Origin of the sequence: Anaeromicrobium sediminis, assembly GCF_002270055.1 — a bacterium.
Classification (GTDB): Bacteria; Bacillota; Clostridia; order Peptostreptococcales; family Thermotaleaceae; genus Anaeromicrobium; species Anaeromicrobium sediminis.
On sequence record NZ_NIBG01000019.1, the window covers coordinates 52,473 to 76,071 of the forward strand.

The following is a 23,599-nucleotide window of genomic DNA, read 5'->3' on the forward strand; positions in this document are numbered from 1 at the left end:
AGGGGGACATACCAGTGTGGATGACAATATACATGGCACATAATAAGAGTGATTCTGATAGAATTCAGAAACTCTTAAATAATGAAGGTTTTTTAGTAAAAATCAGGTCAATCGGAAAAGATAATAAGGTATATGAGGTTATGGTTCCCAATGCTGAGGTAGAAGAAGCCCATCAGGTTATAGTAAATTTGTGTTAAATAAATAACATTAATGGGAAGCCGAAATGCAGCTTCCCTTTATTTTTTAACAATAGATGAAAGTATACAATCATAAAATTGCAAAAATGATATATGAAGTCAACTTTATATTAATTAAAGAAGACTTTTAAATAAATGAAAGGTCTTTGTTTAAGGAGTGAGTATTACATATGAAGAAAATAGGAGTTTTGACAAGTGGTGGCGACTCTCCAGGAATGAATGCGGCCGTAAGAGCTGTAGTTCGTGCTGGAATATATAATGGTTTAGAAGTCGTTGGAATCAAAAGAGGATACGCAGGTCTAATAAATGGAGAAATACAGAATATGGATCTATCTTCTGTTGCTGATATTATCCATAGGGGAGGTACTATCCTAAGAAGTGCTAGATGCTTAGAAATGAAAGAGGATGAAGGATTTAAAAAAGCACTTAATGTAATTGATATATTTGGCATTGAGGGTATTGTTGTTATTGGTGGAGACGGTTCTATGCGTGGGGCAGAGAAATTAAGCAAGGCTGGAATAGCAACAATGGGATTACCAGGAACTATTGATAATGATTTAGCTTATACAGATTATACTATTGGATTTAAAACAGCTGTAAATACAGTACTTGGGGCTATTAGTAACATAAGAGATACATCTGCTTCACATGACAGAGTAAGTATTATTGAAGTTATGGGAAGACATTGTGGAGACATAGCACTATATTCTGGTATTGCTGGTGGGGCAGAAAGCATTATAGTACCAGAAGTAGAATTTTCAGTAGAAGAAATTTGTAAAAGATTAATTCAAAGTAAAAACAGAGGTAAGCGTCATAGTATTATTATGCTTGCAGAAGGTATTGGAAATGCGTATGACATTACAAAGGAAATCCAAGAAAAATCAGGCCTTGAAGCAAGACTTACTACCCTTGGACATCTTCAGAGAGGTGGAAGTCCAGTGGCTTATGACAGAATATTAGCAAGTCGTATGGGAGAAAGGGCTGTTAAGCTCCTTATGGAAGGTAAAAAGAGTAGAGCAATAGGAATCACAGGAACTGATATACGTGACCATGATATTTCAGAAGCTTTAAGCATGAAAAAAGAAATTAATATGGAACTGTATGAACTTGCAAAGGTATTATCAATCTAGTTTATAATCAAATACAAATATAATGGAGGAAGTATGTATGAGAAAAACTAAAATTATCTGTACTATTGGACCAGCTAGTGAAAAGAAAGAAGTATTAAGAGAGTTAATTGACTGCGGATTAAACGTGGCTAGATTAAACTTCTCCCATGGAGATCATGAAGAGCATAAAGCACGTATGGATGCCATAAAGGAATTAAGAGAAGAAACTGGTAAACATGTTGCCATATTATTAGATACTAAAGGACCAGAAATTCGTACAAGAAAGTTTGATAAGCCAGAAGTTGTATTAGAAGAAGGAAACGAGTTTACAATAACTACTAGGGACTTAGTAGGAAATGAAACTATTGGTAGTGTTACATATGAAGGAATCGCTAATGATGTAGTTCCTGGAGATACTATATTAATAGATGATGGACTAATTGGACTTGAAGTATTAAGTATAGAAGGTACAGAAGTTAAATGTTTAATTAAAAATACTGGAATCGTTAAGAATAACAAGGGTGTAAACGTACCAGGAGTTAAGATTAAATTACCTGCTATTACTGATAAGGATAGAGCGGATATAATCTTTGGTATAGAACAGGGAATAGACTTTATTGCAGCATCTTTCGTAAGAAAGGCAGAAGACGTTTTAGCTATTAGAGAAATCTTAGAAGCCCATGGTGGAGAAGACATTCACATTATATCTAAGATTGAGAATCAAGAAGGTGTAGATAATATTCAAAAGATAATTGAAGTATCTGATGGAATAATGGTAGCTAGAGGAGATTTAGGAGTTGAAATTCCAACGGAGCGAATTCCACTAGAACAAAAGAAGATGATTAAAGCTTGTAATGCAGTAGGAAAGCCAGTTATAACTGCAACTCAAATGCTTGACTCTATGATGAGAAACCCAAGACCAACAAGAGCAGAAGTTACAGATGTTGCCAATGCTATCTTTGATGGTACTGACGCAATCATGTTATCTGGAGAAACTGCTGCAGGTAAATACCCGGCTGTTGCTGTACAAACTATGGCAAGAATTGCTGAGAGCGCAGAAAACTCATTAGACTACGAAGCAATTTTAAGAGAAAAGACTGTAGGAAAAGAAAAGAGTACTACAGACGCAGTGAGTCATGCATCTTGTAATACTGCTCAAGATTTAGGAGCTAAGGCTATTATCACTGCCACTTCTTCAGGATATACTGCAAGAATGGTATCTAAGTTTAGACCAAAGGCACCTGTTGTAGTTACTACTACTTCTGATAGAGTAGCTAGAAAAATGGCAGTTACAAGAGGTACTTATCCAGTATTAGCATCCCATGGAAATTCTACTGATGAGGTATTTGATTTATCAGTAAAGAAAGCTGTAGAAGCTGGATTTGTAAAGAGTGGAGATTTAGTAGTAATCACTGCAGGAGTTCCAGTTGGAGTTTCAGGAAGCACTAATACTATAAAAGTACACGTTGTAGGAGATGTAGTAGTTAAAGGAACTGGACTTGGACAAAAATCTGCAAAGGGAAAAGTTTGCATTGCTAATAATGTGAAAGACGCAGAGGAAAAATTCCAAGATGGAGATATCCTAGTAACAGTTGCTACTGATAAGGATATGGTTCCATTCATGGAAAGATCTTCTGGAGTAATTGCTGAAGAAGGTGGATTAACTTCTCACGCAGCAGTTGTAGGGTTAAACATTAACAAACCAGTAATTGTTGGTGCTGCTAATGCTACTACAACTTTAAAAGATGGAGATATGATAAATCTAGATACAGCTACTGGAGCGATTTACAGAACTAGTTCATTATAGACTGTATGAAATAATAATCAATCAGCTAGACTTAAAGTTAGGCTGATTGATTTTGTATTATTAGGTTGTTTTTGTTACAATAAATTTAGTCCATAAATCTCTATATATATAATATATGGTAAAATTTAATGTAATAGTTGAAAGGGGACCTATTTATGTACAAAAGTGAAGGTTTCGTAAGAGTTAGATATGAAGAGACAGATCAAATGGGAGTAGGTTACAATGGAAACTACTTTACTTGGTTTGAAGTAGGTAGAAATGAATTTTTCAGATCATTAGGATATACTTATAAGGACTTGGAACAATCAGGAGTTATATTGCCTGTAATAGAAGCTAATTGTAAATATATTCACGCAGCTAAATATGATGATGAACTTGGAATAGAAACTAGAATCAGTATGCTAAAGGGTGTAAGACTAAAATTTGAGTATAATGTAATTAGAAAAGCAGATAGGGTAATTTTAGCTAAAGGATTTACTACTCATGCTTTTGTAAATAGAGATTTAAAACCACTTAATTTTAAGAAAGCGAACCCAGAAATTTGGAATTTACTAAATGATAAAGTTGCAAAGGTGGAATAAATATGTTGCTTAGGTTAATAATATTATTTACAACAGTACCTCTATTAGAACTGACCCTATTATTAAAACTAAATACGAAAATCGGTTTTATGCCAACTATTAGTATAGTTTTAATAACAGGTGTAGTTGGAGCTTATCTTGCTAAATCTCAAGGTCGTGATATTATCATGAAAATTAGATTTGATATAAGTCAGGGGCGAATGCCTGCCAATGAACTTATTAATGGTCTATGTGTATTAGTAGGAGGTGCCATGCTCCTTACACCAGGTATAATTACTGATGGTCTAGGGTTTATATTAGTCATACCTATGACTAGGGAAATCATTAAAATTGCTTTAAAGAAGAGAATTGAAAATATGATAGATGACGGAAGAATAAATTTTTATTAAGAAATATAGAAAAAACAGTATAAAATGAAAAAAAAAGTATTATAATTGTAATAAGCTTTTGAAAAGTATGAGTAACTGATTCTACTCTCAACACAGAAAATAAGGACCCACCGGGGGTCCTTATTTTTTTAGGTTATTATAGATTTGCCATTTGAAAATCAAATATATACAAAAATTTCTTTGTCAATTAAAGACTTTGTTGTATCTGGTTTAGAGTTAAGAGTTTAGGGTTAAGCGTTTGAAAAAACAAACCCAAAACCCTAAACCCTAAACTCTGAACCTTATGAAACTTTAGTACATTTTTTCATAAAACTAAATGTGTAGATTAAGTTTTTAACTCAAAAATTTATAGATACATAACATTAAAACTACATTAAAAATTATGTAAATATTTAGAAAAAGCATGGCTATATGGTAAAATATTCAATGTGTAGTAGAACTAGAGGAAGGGGTTTTAGAATGTTTAGGAAAAAGAAGCTACTAACAATTGCAGTTATTGCAGTAGTAGTTGGTTTAGTAGGCATGGGAACTGTAGTAGCAACAAAGAAAAATAATGAGGGAAAGGGTATGGGAGTTTCAACAGTAGAGATAAAAAAACAAAATATTGAATCTCATATACAGGCAACTGGGAAGATACAATCTATGGATAAGAGAGATATAGTATCTGATGTGGAAGAAAAAATGGAGAAGATGTATGTAAAAAAGGGTGATATAGTAGAAAAGGGTCAAATCCTTATGGAGTTAGAAAAAACCCATATAAATTACAAAATAAAAGAAGCTAACATGAAACTAGATATAGCTTATAAAACTTTAGAACAATTAAAATCAGATTTAAATGTGAGTCTTAAAAATACAGAAATAAAATATAATGATGCTAAAATTAATCATGAAAGAAATGAAAAGCTATATGCAGCTAGAGGTCTTAGCAAAGTAGAATATGATAAATCTAAAGATGAACTAGATACAGCACATAATGACTATGCTTTGATAAAAGAAAAATATGGCAATGGAGAAGATGGAAGGGACATATTAAAAGAAAAGAAAGAAATAGAATTGCTTAAGGTACAAATTGGAAGATTAGAAGATGATTATAAAAAACACACTATAAGAAGTCCTATTAGGGGAACTATAGTGGATACTAAAATTTCTGAAAGTGGAATAGTAGAATCACATATACCTTTAATGTTCATTCAAGATGTGGATAATCTAGAAATTGTTACGGATATTAATGAATATGATGCAGGTAAGGTAGATGTGGGATATGAAGTTGAAATTAAGGGAGATGCCTTTGAAGATAAATCCTATGATGGAGTCATAAAATATGTAGGACCTTTTGCTAAAGAAGTTCAAACGGGACAAGGGAAAGAAAATGTAGTTGAGATTAAGGTGGATATTAAAAATATAGATAAATATTTAAAACCCGGATTTTCTGCTAAATTAGATATACTGACTAGGAAAAAGGAAAATGCCCTAGTGGTACCTTACGAAACCATATTTACAAAGAGAGATGGTAGTGAGGTAGTATTTACTGTAATAGATGGAAAAGTTCAAGAAAATACTATAAAAACGGGAATTGAAAGTGACCTGGAAGTGGAAATTATAGGAGACACTATAAAAGAAAGTGATCAGGTAATTATGAATCCTACTGAAAATATTAAAGTAGGTGAAGAAGTAAATATAGGCGGAGAGATGTAGTATGATTAAGATTAAAAATTTAAAAAAGATCTATAATACGGGAAGCGTTTCTGTGGAGGCACTAAAAAATGTAGATATAGATGTGAAGCCTGAAGAATTTGTATCCATAATGGGTCCATCGGGATCTGGAAAATCTACTTTGATGAACATATTAGGATGTTTAGATAAGCCAAGTGATGGAAAATACCTGCTAGATGGATATGAAATAGATTCTCTAAATGACGGAGATTTGGCTACTATAAGGAATAAAAAAATTGGATTTGTGTTTCAATCCTTTAATTTATTACCACGTATATCGGCCCTAAAAAATGTGGAATTACCTATGATGTATGCAGGAATTTCCCCAAAGGAAAGAAAAGAACGTGCCATAAATGCCCTAGAGAGAGTTGGCCTTGGAGATAGGGTACATCACAAATCTAATGAACTATCCGGAGGACAAAGACAACGTGTTGCCATAGCTAGAGCACTAGTAAATGATCCTGCCATAATACTAGCTGATGAGCCTACAGGGAACTTAGATACTAAATCAGGGGACGAAGTAATGGGGATATTTCAGCAATTAAATAATGAAGGGGTAACTATTGTTATGGTAACCCATGAACCTGAAATAGCTGAGCATACAAAGAGAGTTATAACTTTTAGAGATGGTGAGCTTATAGAAGATAAGCCAGTGGAAGATAGAAAAATAATATCTTTAGAAGTTGCAAAGGAATAGAGGTGTTTAAATGAACTTTTTAGAGAGTATAAAGGTGGCCATAGGAGCCATCTGGGTAAATAAATTGCGTTCATTACTTACTATGCTTGGTATCATTATAGGGATATCTTCTGTAATTACGGTAGTAACCTTAGGAGAAGGAAGTCAAAGTGCCATAGACCAAGAATTTGAAAAGTTTGGAGCAGGTAGAGCCTACATTGGAACTAATTGGAGAGAAAATCCTACGAGGAAGGATAGACTTACCCATAGTGATGTAGAGGCAATAAAAAGGGCCTTTGATGATAAGTTATTGGCCATAATACCTAGTGTGAGTGAAGAGGGCAAGGTAAAATCTAAAAGCGACCTAATAAGCGTAAGATTAGTAGGAGCCCATGAGGATTATGACAAGATAGAGAGAAATGAACTTATAAAGGGTAGATACATAACAGAGAGTGATGTTAAATCTAAAAGATCAATTGCCATAATAGATGAAAAGGCGGCTCTTGACATATTTGGAAGAACTAATGTATTAGGAGAAAGTATAAATGTGGATATGGGATATACTAATGGGTCTTTTATTATAGTAGGGTTGTTTGAAGAACCAAAGAGTACCTTAGGAGACTTAGGAGGAGGAAACAATGCCTATAAAATGTATGTTCCCATAAGTACACTAGAAAAAATGATTGGTATGGGTGAGACCATATGGGGTATTGAGTTGAATATAAAAAATGGTATAAATGCAAGAAAAGCTACAGATCAGATGATTAAATTGTTAGAGAGAAGACATTCTAATGTGGGAGATAAAAAATATAGGGCTTATACGGCAGAAGGAGAAATGGAATCTATCAATAAGGTTACAGGTATAGTAAGAACTGTTGTAGGAGCCATAGCAGCCATATCATTAGTAGTTGGTGGTATTGGAGTTATGAATATAATGCTTGTTTCCGTAACGGAAAGAACTAGAGAAATAGGAATTAGGAAGGCCATAGGAGCAAAGAGAAAGGATATACTATTACAATTCCTAGTAGAATCCGTTATAATATCTGCAATAGGTGGGATAATAGGTACTGGAATAGGAGTGGGAATATCCTTTGGTATAGCTAAGTTTATTAAAATACCGCCTAGCGTATCACCACTAACCATAATTATTGCTTGGACATTCTCTGGCGGAATAGGTATAATATCAGGAATATATCCAGCTAATAAAGCATCTAAATTAGATCCAATAGAAGCACTAAGATATGAATAGAAATACTAAAAAAATAATGCATGATTAAGATTAAAAGTCTTGGTTAATTCTAAAATAGAATTAGTCCAAGGCTTTTTTTTACTTACTAAGGAAATTATAAATTTTAAAAACTGTGGATAAGTAAAAAAATCAAGGGGGTGTGGGGGAACATCCCATGCCTCTTTAAAGGAGGGTGTTCAGATTGCGATAGCAATCGTCGAAGGGAACCATAGGGTTCCATAACGAAGCATACGGAGTATGCCTTTTTTATAACTCATATCTCTAAGAAAAATCTGTCTAAAAATTAAAATACTTAATATCTATAACATTCCTTTACTTTTAAACTTCAAAACACTAGAAAATTCCCTAAACTAGCTTCATTTAATATTAAGTATTTTCAACTGTTTAGTCCCTATAACTTTAGTTATAGAGTGCTAATATTACTTTTTTATAACCAGAAATGTTATAATTTAATACCTATGACAGATTTAAATTATTATGAATATATGATAATTTTAGATTACATAAAAAATCAAATTAAAAAGGAGGCCAATTACTAAATAAAATAATTAATTAACAGAAAAACAATTAATATACATATTGATTAAAGGAGAGATAAAATGTTACGCAAAAATTTGATACTATCTTGTTTATTAATTCTAAGTATGCTTTTATCCGTTGGATGCCAAAATGCAAGTGCCTCTAACGAGGAAAATGGGGTATCCATAGAAGATGGTCCAAAATATTATTTCCCTCACGAAGGGGTGGAACATGAAGGAACTTGGCTTCAATGGCCTCATAATAACACATATAAAGGCGCCCGCGGAGCCTATGAAGAAATTTGGATTGAAATGACAAGAGGTCTAGTAAAGGGAGAAAATGTACATCTTATAGTTTACGATGAAAATGAAAAGGAACATGTTAAAAACATATTGGAAGAAGAAAATATTGATATGAGTAAAGTGGATTTCTACGTTTTCCCTACAGATGATGTGTGGGTGAGAGATAATGGACCTATATTTGTATATGATGAGGAAGGTAATCTAGTAATTGAGAATTGGGAATTTAATGGATGGGGAAATAAGGCTCCTTATAACAAGGATAATCAAATACCAACAAAGGTAAGTGACGCAATAGGTATTCCTAAAATAGATATTGATATGGTAATGGAAGGTGGAGCCCTTGAATTAGATGGGAATGGAACGGTTATTTCCACATTAAGCTGTGTGAACAATGATAACAGAACTAAGAACTTTACTATTGAAGAAATAGAAGCATATCTAACTAAGTATTATGGAGTGACTAATTTTATATGGTTAGATGGAGTAGCTGGTATGGATATTACTGATAATCACATAGATGGAATGATAAAGTTCTTTGATGATAAAACTATAATAGCAGCTTCAGAATTTGACTTAGACCCTTCTGATTTGTCAGATGATGATGATGCAAAAAAACTATTAACAGCTAAAAATATTAATGGAGAACCTTATGAATTCGTGTTTCTACCTGAAACTAAAGAAAATGTTGTAGAAGTTGATGGTGAATGGATAAAGGGAGCTTATTTGAACTTCTATGTAGGCAACAAAGTAGTTTTAGTTCCAAACTATGATGACGAAAATGACGAAGTTGCAAACAAAATCCTTCAGGATTTATACACTGACAAAGAAGTAATAGGAATTGACGTAAGGGATTTATATGCTGATGGCGGAATGATACACTGTGTTACACAACAGCAACCTATAGCAAAGTTAAAATAATATGTAAAAATTGATTGATTCACCCCTATATGATACAACATCTCTTATGTAAAGGATTATAGGGGTGAATTTTTTTGCAATGTACTCTTCATATATAATATAGTTTTAACAGTTTTTTTACAATTGATTAGTGGAGATTTCCAATGATAAATAAATTTTAAAAGGGAGATGAGTACAGTGACGGACGGCAGGTTATTTATGGATGTGTTAACAAATGATTACGATAAATATATTGAAAGAGAGTATAAAGATAGAAAAAAAACCTTTGATTTTGTTAGAGGACTAGCAGTGTTTTTTATGATTACAGTTCATGTGTTAATGGTTTATTCTACTAACAGTGTTCAAAACTCTCTATTTGGTGAAGTTATTGACTTTTTGGGCGGTCCACCAGCAGCTCCTACTTTTATGTTTTTAATGGGCGTTTTTTATATTCTATCTTCAAAATCCAATAGTCTAGAAGCTGGAATCAAAAAAGGTGTTAAGCTACTGCTATTAGGATATTTATTGAGTTTTTTAAGATATGACTTACTTATTCTTTTAGAAGGTACTTTTACTCAAATAGATTTTTTTAGTGCTAATAATCTAGTTACTCTTTGGGAAGTTGATATTCTTCTGTTTGCAGGTTGGGCATACATTCTCATGAGTTTAATTAGATTTTCCTTTAAAAAACCTATCTGGTGGCTAATAATCGCCATAGGTGTTATGATAGTTAGTCCATTTTTATGGGGTATATCGTCAAATGTAAAGATCGTAGATTGGATTCTTAATTATCTTTGGGGTGCTGGAGAGGATGTGTATTTTCCCATATTTGGATGGCTATGTTATCCCTTAATAGGTATGATATTTGGAGTATTTATGAAAGCTTCTTCTGATATTGAGATTCTATTTAAATCACTCTTTAAACTAGGGTTAGCTCTGTTATTAGTTGGAAGTATTATAACTGCTACTGATTTTAATTTCCATATAGGAGACTATTATAGAAGTGGACCTGGTTCAATGATTTGGATGATTGGATTCGTTTTCACTTGGTTATGGTTAAACAATAAAGTCATTAAGAATATAAGAGAAAACAGACTTTTTAATATAATTTATTATTGGGGCAAAGAAACTACTTCAATATATTTTATCCACTGGATTCTAATTATGTGGGCAACCATAATATTTGGATATGAAACTCAGGGATATATGGGAACTATTTTGTTGATGGCATTAATATTGTTAGAAACTTACTTCTTATCTAAGATATATGGCTGTATAAAACTTTGTAATTAAAGGATTAAACATAAATTTTCATAAATTACATAGTTCCTATATTTATAAAAACTTATAGATCAAGTTATTAGGATAATATTTTTCTATAAAAAAGCTGTGGGGTTAATCAATTTAGTGATTTCCCCACAGCTCTCTAATTTATTATGGATTAATAATTTTTAAACTTTTCATAGGTGTAGATAAATCATAATCTCCAAAAGTAGAAATTTTTTCACCATCTACCTTTATTTCTAAATTATTTATTTTCTCAAAGCTAGTATAAGAATAATTTAAACTATTTATTAGCATATTTTTTAAATCTGGCCTATCCTTGTATGCCTTTAAAAAATTCTCATTGAAGTTTAGTGTTAAAGTATCCTTAGTAATGTAGTAATCTATTAACTCTACACCCTTCGGAATAACTCCTTGTAATTCATCCTTGTCAGATTTTAATACTTTTATTACTTGATTCACATCATGTACCGTAGTAGGAACTAATAAATTTCGTCCATTATAATCATAACTTAAATAAGCGTAAGGGTAATCATTGTAAAAAACATTAGTAGTATCCTTATTACCTAATAGATTATCTGTCTTTTTCCCATCAACTAAGAATAAAACCCCATCTACTCCATCTATCGACGTTAGAGTATTCACAAGAACGCGTAAAATTTCACTATTATACTCACTAAAGTTATTTTTTGATGAAAAATCTAACAATAGTACTTTATTCTTTATTTTAAGACTATTTATTTTAGGTATATTCACATAAGTCTTTAAGAAATCAATAGTGGATGTAACAGGAGTATTTGTATTTGGTATATATTTAGTTGTTGGAAATAAATTTTTCCTAGATACGGTTGGTAAAAATAATGTGACAGGTAATTGGGCGCTATCTTTTTTCCAAACGGGTTTAATATAACTTGGTAAATCTTTAGTGTATACTTCTTCTAACCTGGTTCCTTCTATTGGCTGCGTAACTTCTGTTGAGGTTTTAGTAGATTCCTCTTTGTCAATCTTAAAACTAGGTAAGGAAAGGTCGTGAATATAACTTGGATAAGCAAGGTTGGCTATACAAATTAAGCATATTAAACATAAGTTAAAAAGTGTATTGAGCACGTTTTTAGCCTCCTCTTTATTAAGTAAAGTATTTTAAAACTGTTTGGAACATTAAAAATTAAGTGTCCCTTATATTATTATAAAACTAAAGAAGGACAAATTTCCATACTTTTTACATAATTTATCTATTTTTATTTCATATTTGAAATCTATACTAAAGGTAGATTAAGAATAAGGAGGAATTAAAATGAAAAAAATTGTTACAGTTTTATTAGTGGGAGCATTATTAATAGTATCAGCAGTACCAGCCTTTGCAACAGAGGAAGGAAAGGAAAAGGTAAAGGTTAAAGAACAATTATCTACAGAAATGCAAAAAATAAAGGAAATAAGAGAGGATTCAAAGGCTGTTAGGGAAGAAATGAAAACAGAAAGATCAAGAATCAAGGAATTAAAAGGATCTTTTAAAGATGATGAAGAAAAATTAGCAGAAGTAAAGGAAGAAAGGGCAAAATTAAAATCACTTAAAGAAGAAGTAAAAGCAATAAGAGAAGAGGTTAAAGCATTAAAAGAAGCTTTAAAGATAGCTAAGAAGAATGGAGATGTAGAAGGTGCAAGGTCTATATTAAATGATATGGCTACAAAAAAAGAAGCTAAATTGGCAAAATTAAGAGAAGCACTAGAAATACTTAAGAGAATAAAATAATTAAAAATTAAGAAGGGATGGTTATATTTTATAGCCGTCCCTACTGTTCATTTAGGTTAATTTCTTATAAAATGTTTTTAGAGGTGATTTTATTGAAGCATATATTTGTTGTAGATGATGAAAAAAATATAAGAGAACTAATAAGTATGTATCTAAAAAAAGAGGGTTACAAAGTAACCATATTTTCAAATGGAGAAAATGTAATAAGTGAGATGAATAGATTAAAGCCTGATCTAATAGTACTAGATATAATGATGGAAGGTATAGATGGATTAGACCTATGCAAAGAAATAAGAAAAAATAGTGAGATACCTATAATATTTGTATCTGCAAGGGGAGAGGAATTTGATAGAATATTAGGTCTAGAACTTGGAGCAGATGACTATCTATCAAAACCCTTTAGTCCTAGGGAGTTAGTAGTTAGAATAAAGACCATTCTAAGAAGGCTTAATAAAACTAATATTAATAGTAATGACATAAAAGTAAAAGATATTGTCATATGCACAGATAGAAGAGTAGTAAATAAGGATGATAATGAAATTAAATTTACCACAAAGGAGTATGAACTAATAGAATTTTTTAGTAAAAATATTAATATGCCCTTTACGAGGGAAACACTAATTAATAAGGTTTGGGGATATGATTACATAGGTGATGAAAGGGCTATAGATGACTTAGTTAAAAGACTTAGAAAAAAATTAAAGGATGCAGACTCAGAAGTTCAAATAACTACCGTATGGGGTTATGGATATAGGATGGATGGATAATGGGCAAAATAGGAAGAAAAATATTTAAATATGAAATAACCATATTAATAATAAGCCTTTTAATAACAGTACTATTATTCACTGTTTTATCTAATAAGTATTTGACCTTTAAAGCAAAGAAAGAACTATTAGAAGAATATGCAAAAATAGAAAAAATTATTGATAAAAGAGTAAGTGGAAATATTAATAAGATAAAGGTAAGTCAGAATGAATTTAAGGCTGCCAGGAGATTTATACAATCTAACATAGTAGTTATTTCAAACAATAGAAAGATAGTATATAGAAGTATACAGGATATGACTGTAAAAGAATTAAAGGATGCAGCCATGAATAATGGCACTTCTAAAAATACAGTAGTGATAAAAAAAGAGATAAGAGACAAAAAAGGAAACCGCATTGGGATGGCAATACTAGGAGCTAAAATGGAAGACCTAAGAAGGATGATAAGACTAATGACCATAAGCTTGTTAGTTAGCATGACCATATCTATAATGGTTGCCACAATAGTTGGAAAGAAATTAGAAAAAAGCATTACTAGACCTTTGACTAATTTAACCAATAGGGTTAAGAATTTTTCAATTAAAGACAAAGAAAAATATGACCCTATAAAAACGGGAGATGAAATAGAAAGGTTAGATGAGGGTTTTAGGGAAATGGCTAATAGGATATATGCATATGATACTAAGAGAGAATCCTTTATGCAAAATGCATCCCATGAATTAAAGACACCCCTCATGTCCATAAGAGGCTATGCAGAGGCAATAAAAGATGGTGTGGTTGAAGGAGAAGAATTAGATAAAAGCTTAGATATAATCATAGATGAAAGTATTCGCCTTACAGATATAGTAAATGAAATACTATATATAACTAAAATAGAAAATAAAGATGAGGACTTTGTATTTGAACAAAGGGATGTTATTCACATAGTAAATAGAGCTATAGATAATCTAAAATTCATGGCTAAGGATAAAAATATAGATATAACATTTGAATATGAAGATAAAATAATGAGAAATGTGGACGAAGAAAAGCTTCTTAGGGTATTTATTAACATAATAGGAAATAGTATAAGATATGCTAAGAATAACATTACAATAAAAGTAGTAGAAAATAAGGATTTGAGAATACTAATAATGGACGATGGCATAGGAATAAAGGCTGGAGAAGAGAATAAAATATTTGAAAGATTTTATAAATCCACTGGTGGGAAAACGGGACTTGGACTTTATATAGGAAAAGTAATAATAAATAGACACAAGGGCAACATTATAGCTTATAATAATGAGAGTGGAGGAGCCACTTTTGAAATAAATTTACCAGAAAGTTAGGAGAAATATAATGATTGAAATAAGAACAGAAGAAATTTATGAAGTACATATACATGATTTAGGAACTAGTGGAGAAGGTATCGGTAGAGTAGAAGGCATGACCATATTCATTGAAGGTTGTGTGCCAGGAGATATAGTAAAGGCTAAAATTGATACTGTAAAGAAAAACTATGCCATAGGAACTATAGTAGAAATGGTACAAGAATCGGATATAAGAAAAGACCCAGTCTGTGCCCATGCCCATGAATGTGGTGGATGTCAGATTATGCACATTGATTATGAAGAACAATTAAAAATAAAGACTAAAAAAGTAAAGGATAGTTTAGAGAGAATTGGGAAGCTTGAAAATGTAACTGTTCATGACACTATAGGCATGACTAATCCATACTACTACAGAAATAAGGCTCAGTTCCCTGTGGGAATGATAGATTCTAAATCTTTAATAGGATTTTATAAAAAGAAGAGTCATGACATTGTTAACTTAGAAACTTGTCATATTCAACAGAAAGTCAACGAAAAAGTTGTAGAGGTAATGAGAAAGTACATAGATGAAAAGAAAATATCTGTATATGACGAAAAGAAGCATAAGGGATTCATTAGACATATTCTTACAAAGGTAGGATATGCCACTGGCGAAATTATGGTAGTAATAATAGGAAATGGCTATGAATTAATGTATGAAGAAGAAATAGTACAAGACCTAGTAGACAATATAGAAGGTCTTGAGAGTGTAGTATTAAATATAAACAGAAATAAGGCCAACAAAATATTAGGTAAGAAGTGTAAGACCCTATATGGAAAAGATACTATAATAGATTACATAGGAAATCTGAAGTTTGAAATATCTCCATTATCCTTCTTCCAAGTAAATCCGACTCAAACGGAAGTATTATATTCTAAAGCATTAGAGTATGCTAATTTAAGTGGAAAAGAAACGGTGTATGATATTTACTGTGGAATAGGAACCATATCATTATTCCTAGCAGGAAAGGCTAAGCAAGTATATGGTATAGAGGTAATCGATGCTGCAATAGACGATGCTAAGATTAATGCAAAGATTAACAATATTGATAATGCAGCATTCTTTGTAGGTAAGGCAGAGGAAGTAGTGCCTAAGATGTACAAGGATGGAATGGTAGCAGATGTGGCCGTAGTAGATCCGCCTAGAAAGGGCTGTGATGAAAGGGTTCTAGATACATTAGTAAAGATGAATCCAGAGAGAATTGTATACGTATCATGTAATCCATCTACTTTAGCTAGGGACTTAAAGTATTTAGATGAAAATGGATATAAAACGGTTGAAGCACAACCAGTAGACATGTTCCCACATACTACACACGTTGAGACAGTTACGTTGATAGAGAAGAAATAGATTGATATAAAGCCTTTTTAGTATTTTAATCTAATTAAATAGAAAGATTATATGTTCCTTCAGATTAATATTTGAGGGAACATTTTATTTATGGTGGTTATTTTTATCCAGAAATATACAATAGTATGAAAAGAGAAAGAGTTTTGCGTATAATACATCAAGCCCAACCCTTAGGTTTGAACCGTCCTACTGTACCGTGTGAGAAATTTTGAAATATATGAAAATATATGTATTTATAAATGATAAGACATATAAGTTAATAATTGTTAATAACGACAGTTATTGACAAAACATGGTATAATTACTATAACTGAGAAATATCTGAAGATTTTAACTTATGGAAGTTTCAAGAAAGGACGGATACGTAAAGATAATATACTTAAAAGTATAAGTTTTGAGTAAGTAAAGGATTCTGGGTTACCTTTATTAACCTAAATACATTATAAGAAGGGATTAAACAGTAATGACCAATGAAAGAAAAAAAGTAAGGAAGAAGGGAAGCTTTATAAAAAATATGAAAATTGGAACTCGCCTTGTAGTAGGGTTTAGTTTAGTTACTATTTTTATTATTGTTTTAACGATTGTTAGTTTTATCAATTTAAAAAATATCACTTATCAAATACATATTTTTGATCAAACTAACTCTGCAAAGTATAATACTGCTCTAGCAAGAATTGAACAAGTTCGATTTGAAACAGATGGTACAAGTGAATCTGCAGAACTTGTATCAAAATATTTGACAGAAAGTGAAACTGCTTTGCAGGATGTCGAAAGTCTAATGAAGTCCAAGAAAAACAAAGTAAATGCTAATGAAATGAATAAACAAATCCATTTATTTAGACAACAATTCGACCAATTTAAAGAACTTGAAAATCAGAAAGTAAAACAAGGGAAAATACGTTCAGAAGCAGCAAAGACTGTGATTAACACAATTAGAAATACTATGGTTTTAGAAAAAGAGTATATCAAAGCATTAACAAATCCTAGGGATATCCAAAATTCTTACGATAAGTACTTATTATTACAAGAGGCATTTGATAACTATATGGAAGTTAGAATTGCAGCAAATAAATATGTGGCAACAGAATCAAAAGAGTATGCAGATAATCTTAGAGATTTAATTAATAATACAGAAAGTGCCCTTAACAAGGCAACTAAAGTAATGAATTCACAAGCTGTTTTAAAGAATCTTGAGGAAGCTAAGAGTGCACTAGAGACATATAAAAATGCCTTTGAAGAATATGATGCATTAGTAGTAAAACAACAACGTAGTAGTACTGAGATGAGAGGTGAAGCAAAAAGGGCTTCAGATTTAGCTGTAACCATTGAAAACGGTGTATTAGCTTTTTTAAGCAATGTAGAAAAGACTTCAGATACACTCAACATAGTTATTTCAATTATTGCTATAATAACAAGTATTTTGTTTGGTATTATAATTACTCGAAGCATTACAATACCTATATCTTTAGCAGTTAATCATATTGATGGAGTAGCAAACTATGATATCACAAGAGATGTACCACTTGAGTTCATGAATAGGAAAGACGAAATAGGGGATTTATTAAAGGCAATTCAAAAAATAGAAGATAATTTAAGAGTAATCATTAAACAGATAGCATATAATTCCCAAAATGTTGCATCTTCATCAGAGGAGTTGACAGCAACTAGTCAACAAGCATCAATCGTTGCAAACGAAGTGGCTAGAGGAATTGAAGAAATTGCAAATGGAGCAAACCAGCAAGCGAAAGATACAGAAAAAGCGGTTGTCAATATTACTGAATTAGGAGTATTGATTGAAGAGGAACAAGTTAAATTAAGTAACTTAAATCAATCAGCAGACCAAGTTATACATTTAAAAGAGGAAGGTATAAACAACGTTCAAGATTTAGTTGAAAAAACAAAAATGAATGAAAAAGCATCAAAAGAAATTAATGAAGTTATTGTGAACGCCAATGAAAGTGCAGAAAAAATTTATCAAGCCAGTCAAATGATTAAGAATATTGCTGAACAAACAAACTTATTGGCGCTAAACGCAGCTATTGAAGCAGCTAGAGCAGGTGAATCTGGAAGAGGTTTTTCGGTTGTAGCTGATGAAATCAGAAAACTAGCTGAGCAATCTGATGAATTTACTGAAGAAATATCAAACATTATTAATGACTTAAAAGATAAAACAGAAAATGCTGTTACTACAATGAAACAGATGGCTATAATTGTAAATGAACAAACTGAAAGTGTGAAGAAGACAGAAAACAAATTCGAAGGAATTGCTGAAGCTATCGAAAAAACTAAGAATTCAATAGATGAAATAAATGAATCAAGTAAAATAATGGAAAACAAAAAGGACAATATAATTAGCATTATTGAAAATCTTTCTGCCATATCTGAAGAAAATGCGGCAGGAACAGAAGAAGCTTCAGCATCAGTAGAAGAACAAACAGCATCTATGGAGCAAATTGCAAATGCTAGTGAAGAATTATCTAAATTAGCAGAAGATATGAACCAGAGTGTTGCTAAATTTAAATATTAAAATAATACTAAAGATATAAAAAAGAAAAATTAATAGTTTAAGCATTATAGCTACCTGTTTGCCAATCCCAAACAGGTAGTTTTTTTATTGTTTTAAGTAGTAATAGGGATAAGGCTTGATAAATTTATTAATTTATATATTTAGATTGTAAAATGTCCCATTGAACTTTAGAAATATTTTCAATCGTTTTTAAGGTTTTGGGCTAATTAAATATGTATAATCTATGTTCCCTCAGACTGATGGTTTGAGGGAGCCTTTTTATATATTCAAGAACTAAATGAACAGCAATATATCATCCTTAGTCATTGGCATATATCAACCTCCTAAGAATATTTCACCATATTTTTAAAATTTTATATTGACTGTTGACTTGGTCTATACCTTAAAATTTCTCTTGAGGTGATGAAAATGAAACAAAGAACTATTGAAAATTTTATGTATACAATGATTAAAAATGGATTTGGAGAACCTTATAAAGAGGTGGAAGAATACTTTTCAAACAAAGATTCAAAAAATAAAGATGTACTAGATGTTGGAAGTGGTCAAGGTAGAAATTCTTTGATGTTATCAGATTTTGGGTTTAATGTAACGAGTATTGACCTGTCAAGAGTTGGAATTAAACAGATGCAAGAAAGAGCTCGTGAACGTTATTTATCAATTGAAGGTATAGAAGGAGACGTATTGGAATACGAATTCACGAAGAGGTTCGATTATATTTTAGTCGATATGGTATTGCATACGTTCAAATCAAAGGAAAACGTACAGTTTTTTCTTAAGAAGATGAGGCATATTATCAAAAATAACGGAGAAATGTGTATGATATTCCCAATAGAAGATGAAGTGTACGAATATGCAAAAGGCATAGTTAATAAAACAGAAGAACAATGGGTTGAGGTTTCTAGCTCAATGATTAGAGTAACACATAAGATGTTTGGATTAACAAGGAAATTTGAATTTGCTATGTATGTAATCAAAAATAAGGATGTATAGTAAATGGAATGTTTCCTATCAAATAAAAGTTATTTCAAAGAATATTCGATTAGTATAATAATATAGAGTGTTTTATAGAATTCTATATAACAAGATGCTCATAATGATTAAATTACCAGGGAGGTAGAAATATGAACACAAAAAAGTGGAATATACGAAAAGCTATTATTAATGATGCAAAGAATCTTAAAAGTTGTATGGATATGGCTTACTCAAAATATTTAAATAGACTCAATGGAAAACGACTTCCACCTATGGAAGTTGATTATGAAGAGGAAATAGCCTCTTTTCCAGTCTGGGTCGCGGAATCCGACAAGGATATAGTGGGTGGTTTGATTTTAATGTTTGAAGATGACTATACTACAATAGCAAATGTGGCGGTACGTCCTGATTTTCAGGGGAAAGGTTTAGGACGGGGGCTTATAGATTTCGCTGAATCAGAAGCAAAACGCAGAGGGTATGTGGAAATACATTTAGGCACTCATGTATTATTGACCGAGAATATTTTCTTTTATCTTAATTTGGGGTGGATAGAGATTGGTCGTGATGAGACCCGCGTTTACATGAAAAAAAATATCGGTGTTTAACAATGGATTGTATTGCCCCCTCTTTATTCTTAGGGGATCTAATTATTACGCAGAAAAATTATTATGCGTTTTAGAATTAACAGAGTGACAAAACACACATGGAGGGGATTCTGTTACAGGTGGCCCGGATGAGGATATGAATGAAATAGTTAATGGTGGAGGAAGAGAATTTATGAATGAGGCAATATTAGATATAACAAATGATATGGGATATTATGAATTAAAGTTAGGAGCTATCTCATATAGAAGATAATTTTTAGAGCTGAGATAGCTCGTTTTTTATTGTCTACTTGGGTTGTTAACAAAATATCATTCAGTAATCATGCAATGGATTGTATAATCATTATTTATCTCGTAAAACCGTTATAAAACCATCCAATATTTCATGGCTAAAAGCAAATCCTTTTCGTTTATAAAACTCCAATGCGTCATCATTTCCATTTGAAACAAAGATAAAATAATCCTCCACATGATCAAATTGTTTTAACCATTTCATTGACATATTAAAAAGTATTGACCCAATCCCTTGTTCTCTGTACTCTTCTTTAATATAGAACTGAGATAAACAACCCACATTATTTCTGCTAACAGAAGAAAGGTCAAAAAAAGTGGCAAAATCATTGGAATATGTCTCTTTGGGAGATATGTTAGAATATACATAACCGACTGGTTTATCATCATCTTTAACAACTACAATATAATTGTAGATGGCACCTTTCATAGAAGGAATCATTCGTGTTTCAAAATTCATGTTGTCAAATAATTCTGGTTTAATTTTTGCCTTTGATTTTTGAAAGATCATGAGTTCATTGCATAAATCTCTACAGGATCCCACTTTTTCACTAGGTATAATCTCATATTTTATATTCATGTATTTCACTCCTTTTATTGATAATTTTAAAATAAACTTTTGGAACTCTAACTCTAAAGAATGTTTATAACTTTACCAAAATTAAAGTAAATCCATCGATTATGATATAATTATAATACTTAATAAAATAAGCACAAGTATGCAGTATTTAATGACTAAGTAAGGAAAAACTGATTAAAGGAGTTATTAAATGAATGATAAAGGTACTGGAAACAAAAATATGAATAATTGTCCATTAACCTATGCATTGAACTTAATTGGAGGAAAATGGCGACTTCCTATCATATGGGCTTTGAGTCAAAACAATACTTTGCGATACAACGAATTGAAAAGAAAAGTAGATGGAATAACAAATATGATGTTATCTCAATCTTTAAAAGAAATGGAAAATCATGGACTTGTTAATCGTAAGCAGTTTATGGAGATTCCACCAAGAGTAGAATACTCACTGACTGAAGAAGGAAAAGACTTGATACCGGCTTTGGAATCATTGGCAAAATGGGGTAAGGGAATGAAAAATAAGGAAATGGATAGATGTAATAAGTGATTATGAAAATTAATAAGATTAATAATAAGAGAACTAGATCATAGTACAATTCCATATTTGCATTATTTATTTTAAGAATACTATTTACGTGGAAAATGATTACAATTGGGGATTAAACTGTATGTCACGAAATTTTTACTAGATTAAAGTGGGAAAGTATGATATAATAAATGAAATTTTACAAATATTCTAACATTAAATTAAGGGGGGAGAATAAAAATATGGAAAAAAGAGAAAATTGGGGCTCCAAGATAGGTTTCATAATGGCTGCAGCTGGCTCGGCAGTAGGTCTTGGGAACATATGGAAATTCCCATTTACCGCAGGTAACAATGGTGGCGGTGCATTTGTTTTAATTTATTTGATTTTTGTTGCAATCATAGGTTTTAGTGTTATGCTTACAGAATTTGGAGTAGGTAGAAGAAGACAATTAGCCGCTGTTGGTGCGTTTAAATCAGTGGATAAGCGTTGGACATTTGCAGGAGTTTTGGGAGTTTTAAGTGGATTCTTAATTATGGGATTTTATCCTGTAGTTGGAGGATGGGCTCTTGCATATGTATTTAAAGTAGGGGGAGGTTTATTAAGTAATCCTGCTGCTATTGGGGATTCTTTCGGTGCATTTATTACGAATCCTAGCACACCACTAATGTGGATGGTATTATACCTTATTTTAAACGTAGTAATTGTTGTAAAAGGAATATCTTCTGGAATTGAAAAAGCTGGAAAGATATTAATGCCTTTACTATTTGGTATTTTGATTGTTATTGCAATTAAAGGTTTAACCCTACCTGGCGCAATGGCTGGTATGGAATTCTTATTTAAACCTGATTTTAGCAAAGTAAATGGTAGCGTTGTGCTGGCAGCTCTAGGGCAGGCATTTTTCTCATTATCATTAGGTATGGGATGTATGATCACTTATGGTTCATACCTTTCTAAGAAAGAAAATCTTGTACAAAATGCAGCTATCGTTACTGCAATGGATACAGCTGTTGCATTATTAGCTGGTATTGCAATGTTCCCAGCAATGTTTGCATTTGGTATGGAACCAGCAGCAGGACCTGGATTAGTATTTGTTGTTGTACCTACATTATTTGCAGAAATGGGTGCAATGGGTTCTATGTTTGCACTTATGTTTTTCGTAGCTCTTACAGTAGCTGCGTTAACATCTTCAGTTTCATTACTAGAAGTTGTTGTTGCATTCTTAATTGATGAAAAACAGTTTAGTAGAAAGAAAGCTGTATTCTCTTCATCAACAGTTATGGCATTACTTTGTATCTTAGCTTCTTTATCACTAGGAGGCGTAGGACCAAAATTATTTGGAACAGGTGCATTTGATGTATTTGATTTATTAACAGATAAGATCTTCTTAGCAATCGGTGGAATGTTATTATGTATCTTTGCAGGTTGGAGATTAAATAAACAAGACTTATATGATGAAATTACAAACAAAGGTGAAATAAAGTTTGGAATGTTTGACACATGGTATGCATTAGTTAAGTATGTTATTCCGATTACAATTGCTCTAGTTGCGATTAGCGGAATTCGTCAAGGATTTGAAAGTGGTTCTGGCCCAATAATGATAGTGGGAATCGTAATAATTGGATTCTTTGCGGCCATATCTAAAAAGCTTTAATATAGGTTGAAAAAATAGGCTCTTTATCAAAGGATGTTGGTGAAGAGTAGACTATAGTATTAAAATAATCACAGCTTAAGACAATATTGTCTTAAGCTGTTTTTACATTTTGAAATAGTTAAAGTTTCTTAATTGAACAAAAGTATGGCATACTTATAATTCATATGTAACCACTCAGTTTTTAAGGGCATATTGTATATTATTGATACTTTTAAATCGAGGTGAACCACAATGGAGAAACCTAATTGTAATCCTTATGAAGGGGGAAAAATTCCACCATGTAGTGCTTTTTTAAGTAACGACAATCCTATCATAAAAGATGGTAAGGTTATTTATCGTAATGAGAATAGACTCTTTTATTTCATTAGAACAGCTCCTAAGAATTCTTCTAATGCATTTAGCACAGGGTCAACTCCTAAGACACATCGCTTATTTACCAATCTTCAAATTAGTTTAGAGACCTTTCTTATAGGGGTATTCATAGATGAAGTTCAGCTTGAAGTTAT

Annotated in this window: 22 protein-coding genes; 20 read left to right on the forward strand and 2 right to left on the reverse strand. The window is 31.7% G+C overall.

Going from position 1 to position 23,599, the window contains the following annotated elements:
- The first annotated feature begins 14 nt into the window (after window positions 1–14).
- The 10 genes from CCE28_RS16885 (at window position 15) to CCE28_RS16930 (ending at window position 10,732) form a co-directional block, all read left to right on the forward strand.
- Window positions 15–197 carry a hypothetical protein gene (locus CCE28_RS16885; RefSeq protein ID WP_095134900.1) on the forward strand — a complete coding sequence of 61 codons (183 nt, stop codon included), beginning with the start codon at window positions 15–17 and terminating at the stop codon, window positions 195–197.
- Window positions 198–367: 170 nt separating this feature from the next.
- On the forward strand, window positions 368–1,327 hold the full coding sequence (pfkA, locus tag CCE28_RS16890; protein WP_095134901.1) for a 6-phosphofructokinase: 960 nt from the start codon (window positions 368–370) through the stop codon (window positions 1,325–1,327).
- A 37-nt stretch (window positions 1,328–1,364) separates the two neighbouring features.
- Window positions 1,365–3,113, forward strand: coding sequence for a pyruvate kinase (gene pyk, locus CCE28_RS16895; RefSeq protein WP_095134902.1), 1,749 nt, complete (start codon window positions 1,365–1,367; stop codon window positions 3,111–3,113).
- Window positions 3,114–3,268: 155 nt separating this feature from the next.
- Window positions 3,269–3,694: an acyl-CoA thioesterase gene (locus tag CCE28_RS16900; protein WP_095134903.1), complete on the forward strand. Its 426-nt coding sequence runs from the start codon at window positions 3,269–3,271 to the stop codon at window positions 3,692–3,694.
- 2 nt (window positions 3,695–3,696) lie between these two features.
- Window positions 3,697–4,083 (forward strand): FxsA family protein, encoded by a 387-nt coding sequence (locus CCE28_RS16905; protein ID WP_095134904.1) that lies wholly within the window; start codon window positions 3,697–3,699, stop codon window positions 4,081–4,083.
- A 459-nt stretch (window positions 4,084–4,542) separates the two neighbouring features.
- Window positions 4,543–5,778 (forward strand): efflux RND transporter periplasmic adaptor subunit, encoded by a 1,236-nt coding sequence (locus CCE28_RS16910; RefSeq protein ID WP_176461889.1) that lies wholly within the window; start codon window positions 4,543–4,545, stop codon window positions 5,776–5,778.
- 1 nt (window position 5,779) lies between these two features.
- Window positions 5,780–6,493 (forward strand): ABC transporter ATP-binding protein, encoded by a 714-nt coding sequence (locus tag CCE28_RS16915; RefSeq protein ID WP_095134906.1) that lies wholly within the window; start codon window positions 5,780–5,782, stop codon window positions 6,491–6,493.
- A gap of 10 nt (window positions 6,494–6,503) precedes the next feature.
- On the forward strand, window positions 6,504–7,721 hold the full coding sequence (locus CCE28_RS16920) for an ABC transporter permease (RefSeq protein ID WP_095134907.1): 1,218 nt from the start codon (window positions 6,504–6,506) through the stop codon (window positions 7,719–7,721).
- Between the two features lie 599 nt (window positions 7,722–8,320).
- A complete protein-coding gene (locus tag CCE28_RS16925; protein WP_095134908.1) occupies window positions 8,321–9,460 on the forward strand; it encodes an agmatine deiminase family protein in 1,140 nt (379 codons plus the stop codon).
- Between the two features lie 177 nt (window positions 9,461–9,637).
- Window positions 9,638–10,732: an acyltransferase family protein gene (locus CCE28_RS16930; protein WP_207652919.1), complete on the forward strand. Its 1,095-nt coding sequence runs from the start codon at window positions 9,638–9,640 to the stop codon at window positions 10,730–10,732.
- Between the two features lie 141 nt (window positions 10,733–10,873).
- Here the strand turns inward: CCE28_RS16930 and CCE28_RS16935 are convergent, their stop codons facing one another.
- Window positions 10,874–11,830: a GerMN domain-containing protein gene (locus tag CCE28_RS16935; RefSeq protein WP_095134910.1), complete on the reverse strand. Its 957-nt coding sequence runs from the start codon at window positions 11,828–11,830 to the stop codon at window positions 10,874–10,876.
- 187 nt (window positions 11,831–12,017) lie between these two features.
- On the opposite strand from CCE28_RS16935, the gene CCE28_RS16940 reads away from it, so the two are divergent.
- The 7 genes from CCE28_RS16940 to CCE28_RS16970 all read left to right on the forward strand — a co-directional run bounded on the left by CCE28_RS16940 (window position 12,018) and on the right by CCE28_RS16970 (window position 20,044).
- Window positions 12,018–12,473, forward strand: a complete 456-nt coding sequence (locus CCE28_RS16940) for a hypothetical protein (RefSeq protein WP_095134911.1) — start codon at window positions 12,018–12,020, stop codon at window positions 12,471–12,473.
- Between the two features lie 83 nt (window positions 12,474–12,556).
- On the forward strand, window positions 12,557–13,240 hold the full coding sequence (locus tag CCE28_RS16945) for a response regulator transcription factor (RefSeq protein WP_278277583.1): 684 nt from the start codon (window positions 12,557–12,559) through the stop codon (window positions 13,238–13,240).
- Complete coding sequence (locus CCE28_RS16950; RefSeq protein WP_095134913.1) at window positions 13,240–14,568, forward strand: sensor histidine kinase; 1,329 nt, start codon at window positions 13,240–13,242, stop codon at window positions 14,566–14,568. Before CCE28_RS16945 ends, CCE28_RS16950 begins: the two co-directional genes overlap by 1 nt.
- Before the next feature lie 10 nt (window positions 14,569–14,578).
- A complete protein-coding gene (rlmD, locus tag CCE28_RS16955; RefSeq protein ID WP_095134914.1) occupies window positions 14,579–15,940 on the forward strand; it encodes a 23S rRNA (uracil(1939)-C(5))-methyltransferase RlmD in 1,362 nt (453 codons plus the stop codon).
- Window positions 15,941–16,454: 514 nt separating this feature from the next.
- Window positions 16,455–18,467 carry a methyl-accepting chemotaxis protein gene (locus CCE28_RS16960; protein WP_176461890.1) on the forward strand — a complete coding sequence of 671 codons (2,013 nt, stop codon included), beginning with the start codon at window positions 16,455–16,457 and terminating at the stop codon, window positions 18,465–18,467.
- Between the two features lie 408 nt (window positions 18,468–18,875).
- Window positions 18,876–19,457, forward strand: coding sequence for a class I SAM-dependent methyltransferase (locus tag CCE28_RS16965; protein ID WP_176461891.1), 582 nt, complete (start codon window positions 18,876–18,878; stop codon window positions 19,455–19,457).
- Window positions 19,458–19,588: 131 nt separating this feature from the next.
- Complete coding sequence (locus tag CCE28_RS16970; RefSeq protein ID WP_095134917.1) at window positions 19,589–20,044, forward strand: GNAT family N-acetyltransferase; 456 nt, start codon at window positions 19,589–19,591, stop codon at window positions 20,042–20,044.
- A gap of 343 nt (window positions 20,045–20,387) precedes the next feature.
- Here CCE28_RS16970 and CCE28_RS16975 read toward each other — a convergent pair whose 3' ends face one another.
- Window positions 20,388–20,915, reverse strand: a complete 528-nt coding sequence (locus CCE28_RS16975; protein WP_095134918.1) for a GNAT family N-acetyltransferase — start codon at window positions 20,913–20,915, stop codon at window positions 20,388–20,390.
- Between the two features lie 190 nt (window positions 20,916–21,105).
- Between CCE28_RS16975 and CCE28_RS16980 the strand changes: the two genes are divergently transcribed.
- The 3 genes from CCE28_RS16980 to CCE28_RS16990 form a co-directional block, all read left to right on the forward strand.
- Complete coding sequence (locus CCE28_RS16980; protein WP_095134919.1) at window positions 21,106–21,462, forward strand: winged helix-turn-helix transcriptional regulator; 357 nt, start codon at window positions 21,106–21,108, stop codon at window positions 21,460–21,462.
- A 221-nt stretch (window positions 21,463–21,683) separates the two neighbouring features.
- Complete coding sequence (locus CCE28_RS16985; protein WP_095134920.1) at window positions 21,684–23,093, forward strand: sodium-dependent transporter; 1,410 nt, start codon at window positions 21,684–21,686, stop codon at window positions 23,091–23,093.
- 231 nt (window positions 23,094–23,324) lie between these two features.
- A partial coding sequence (locus CCE28_RS16990) for a hypothetical protein (protein ID WP_330396877.1) occupies window positions 23,325–23,599 on the forward strand: 275 nt, incomplete at its 3' end.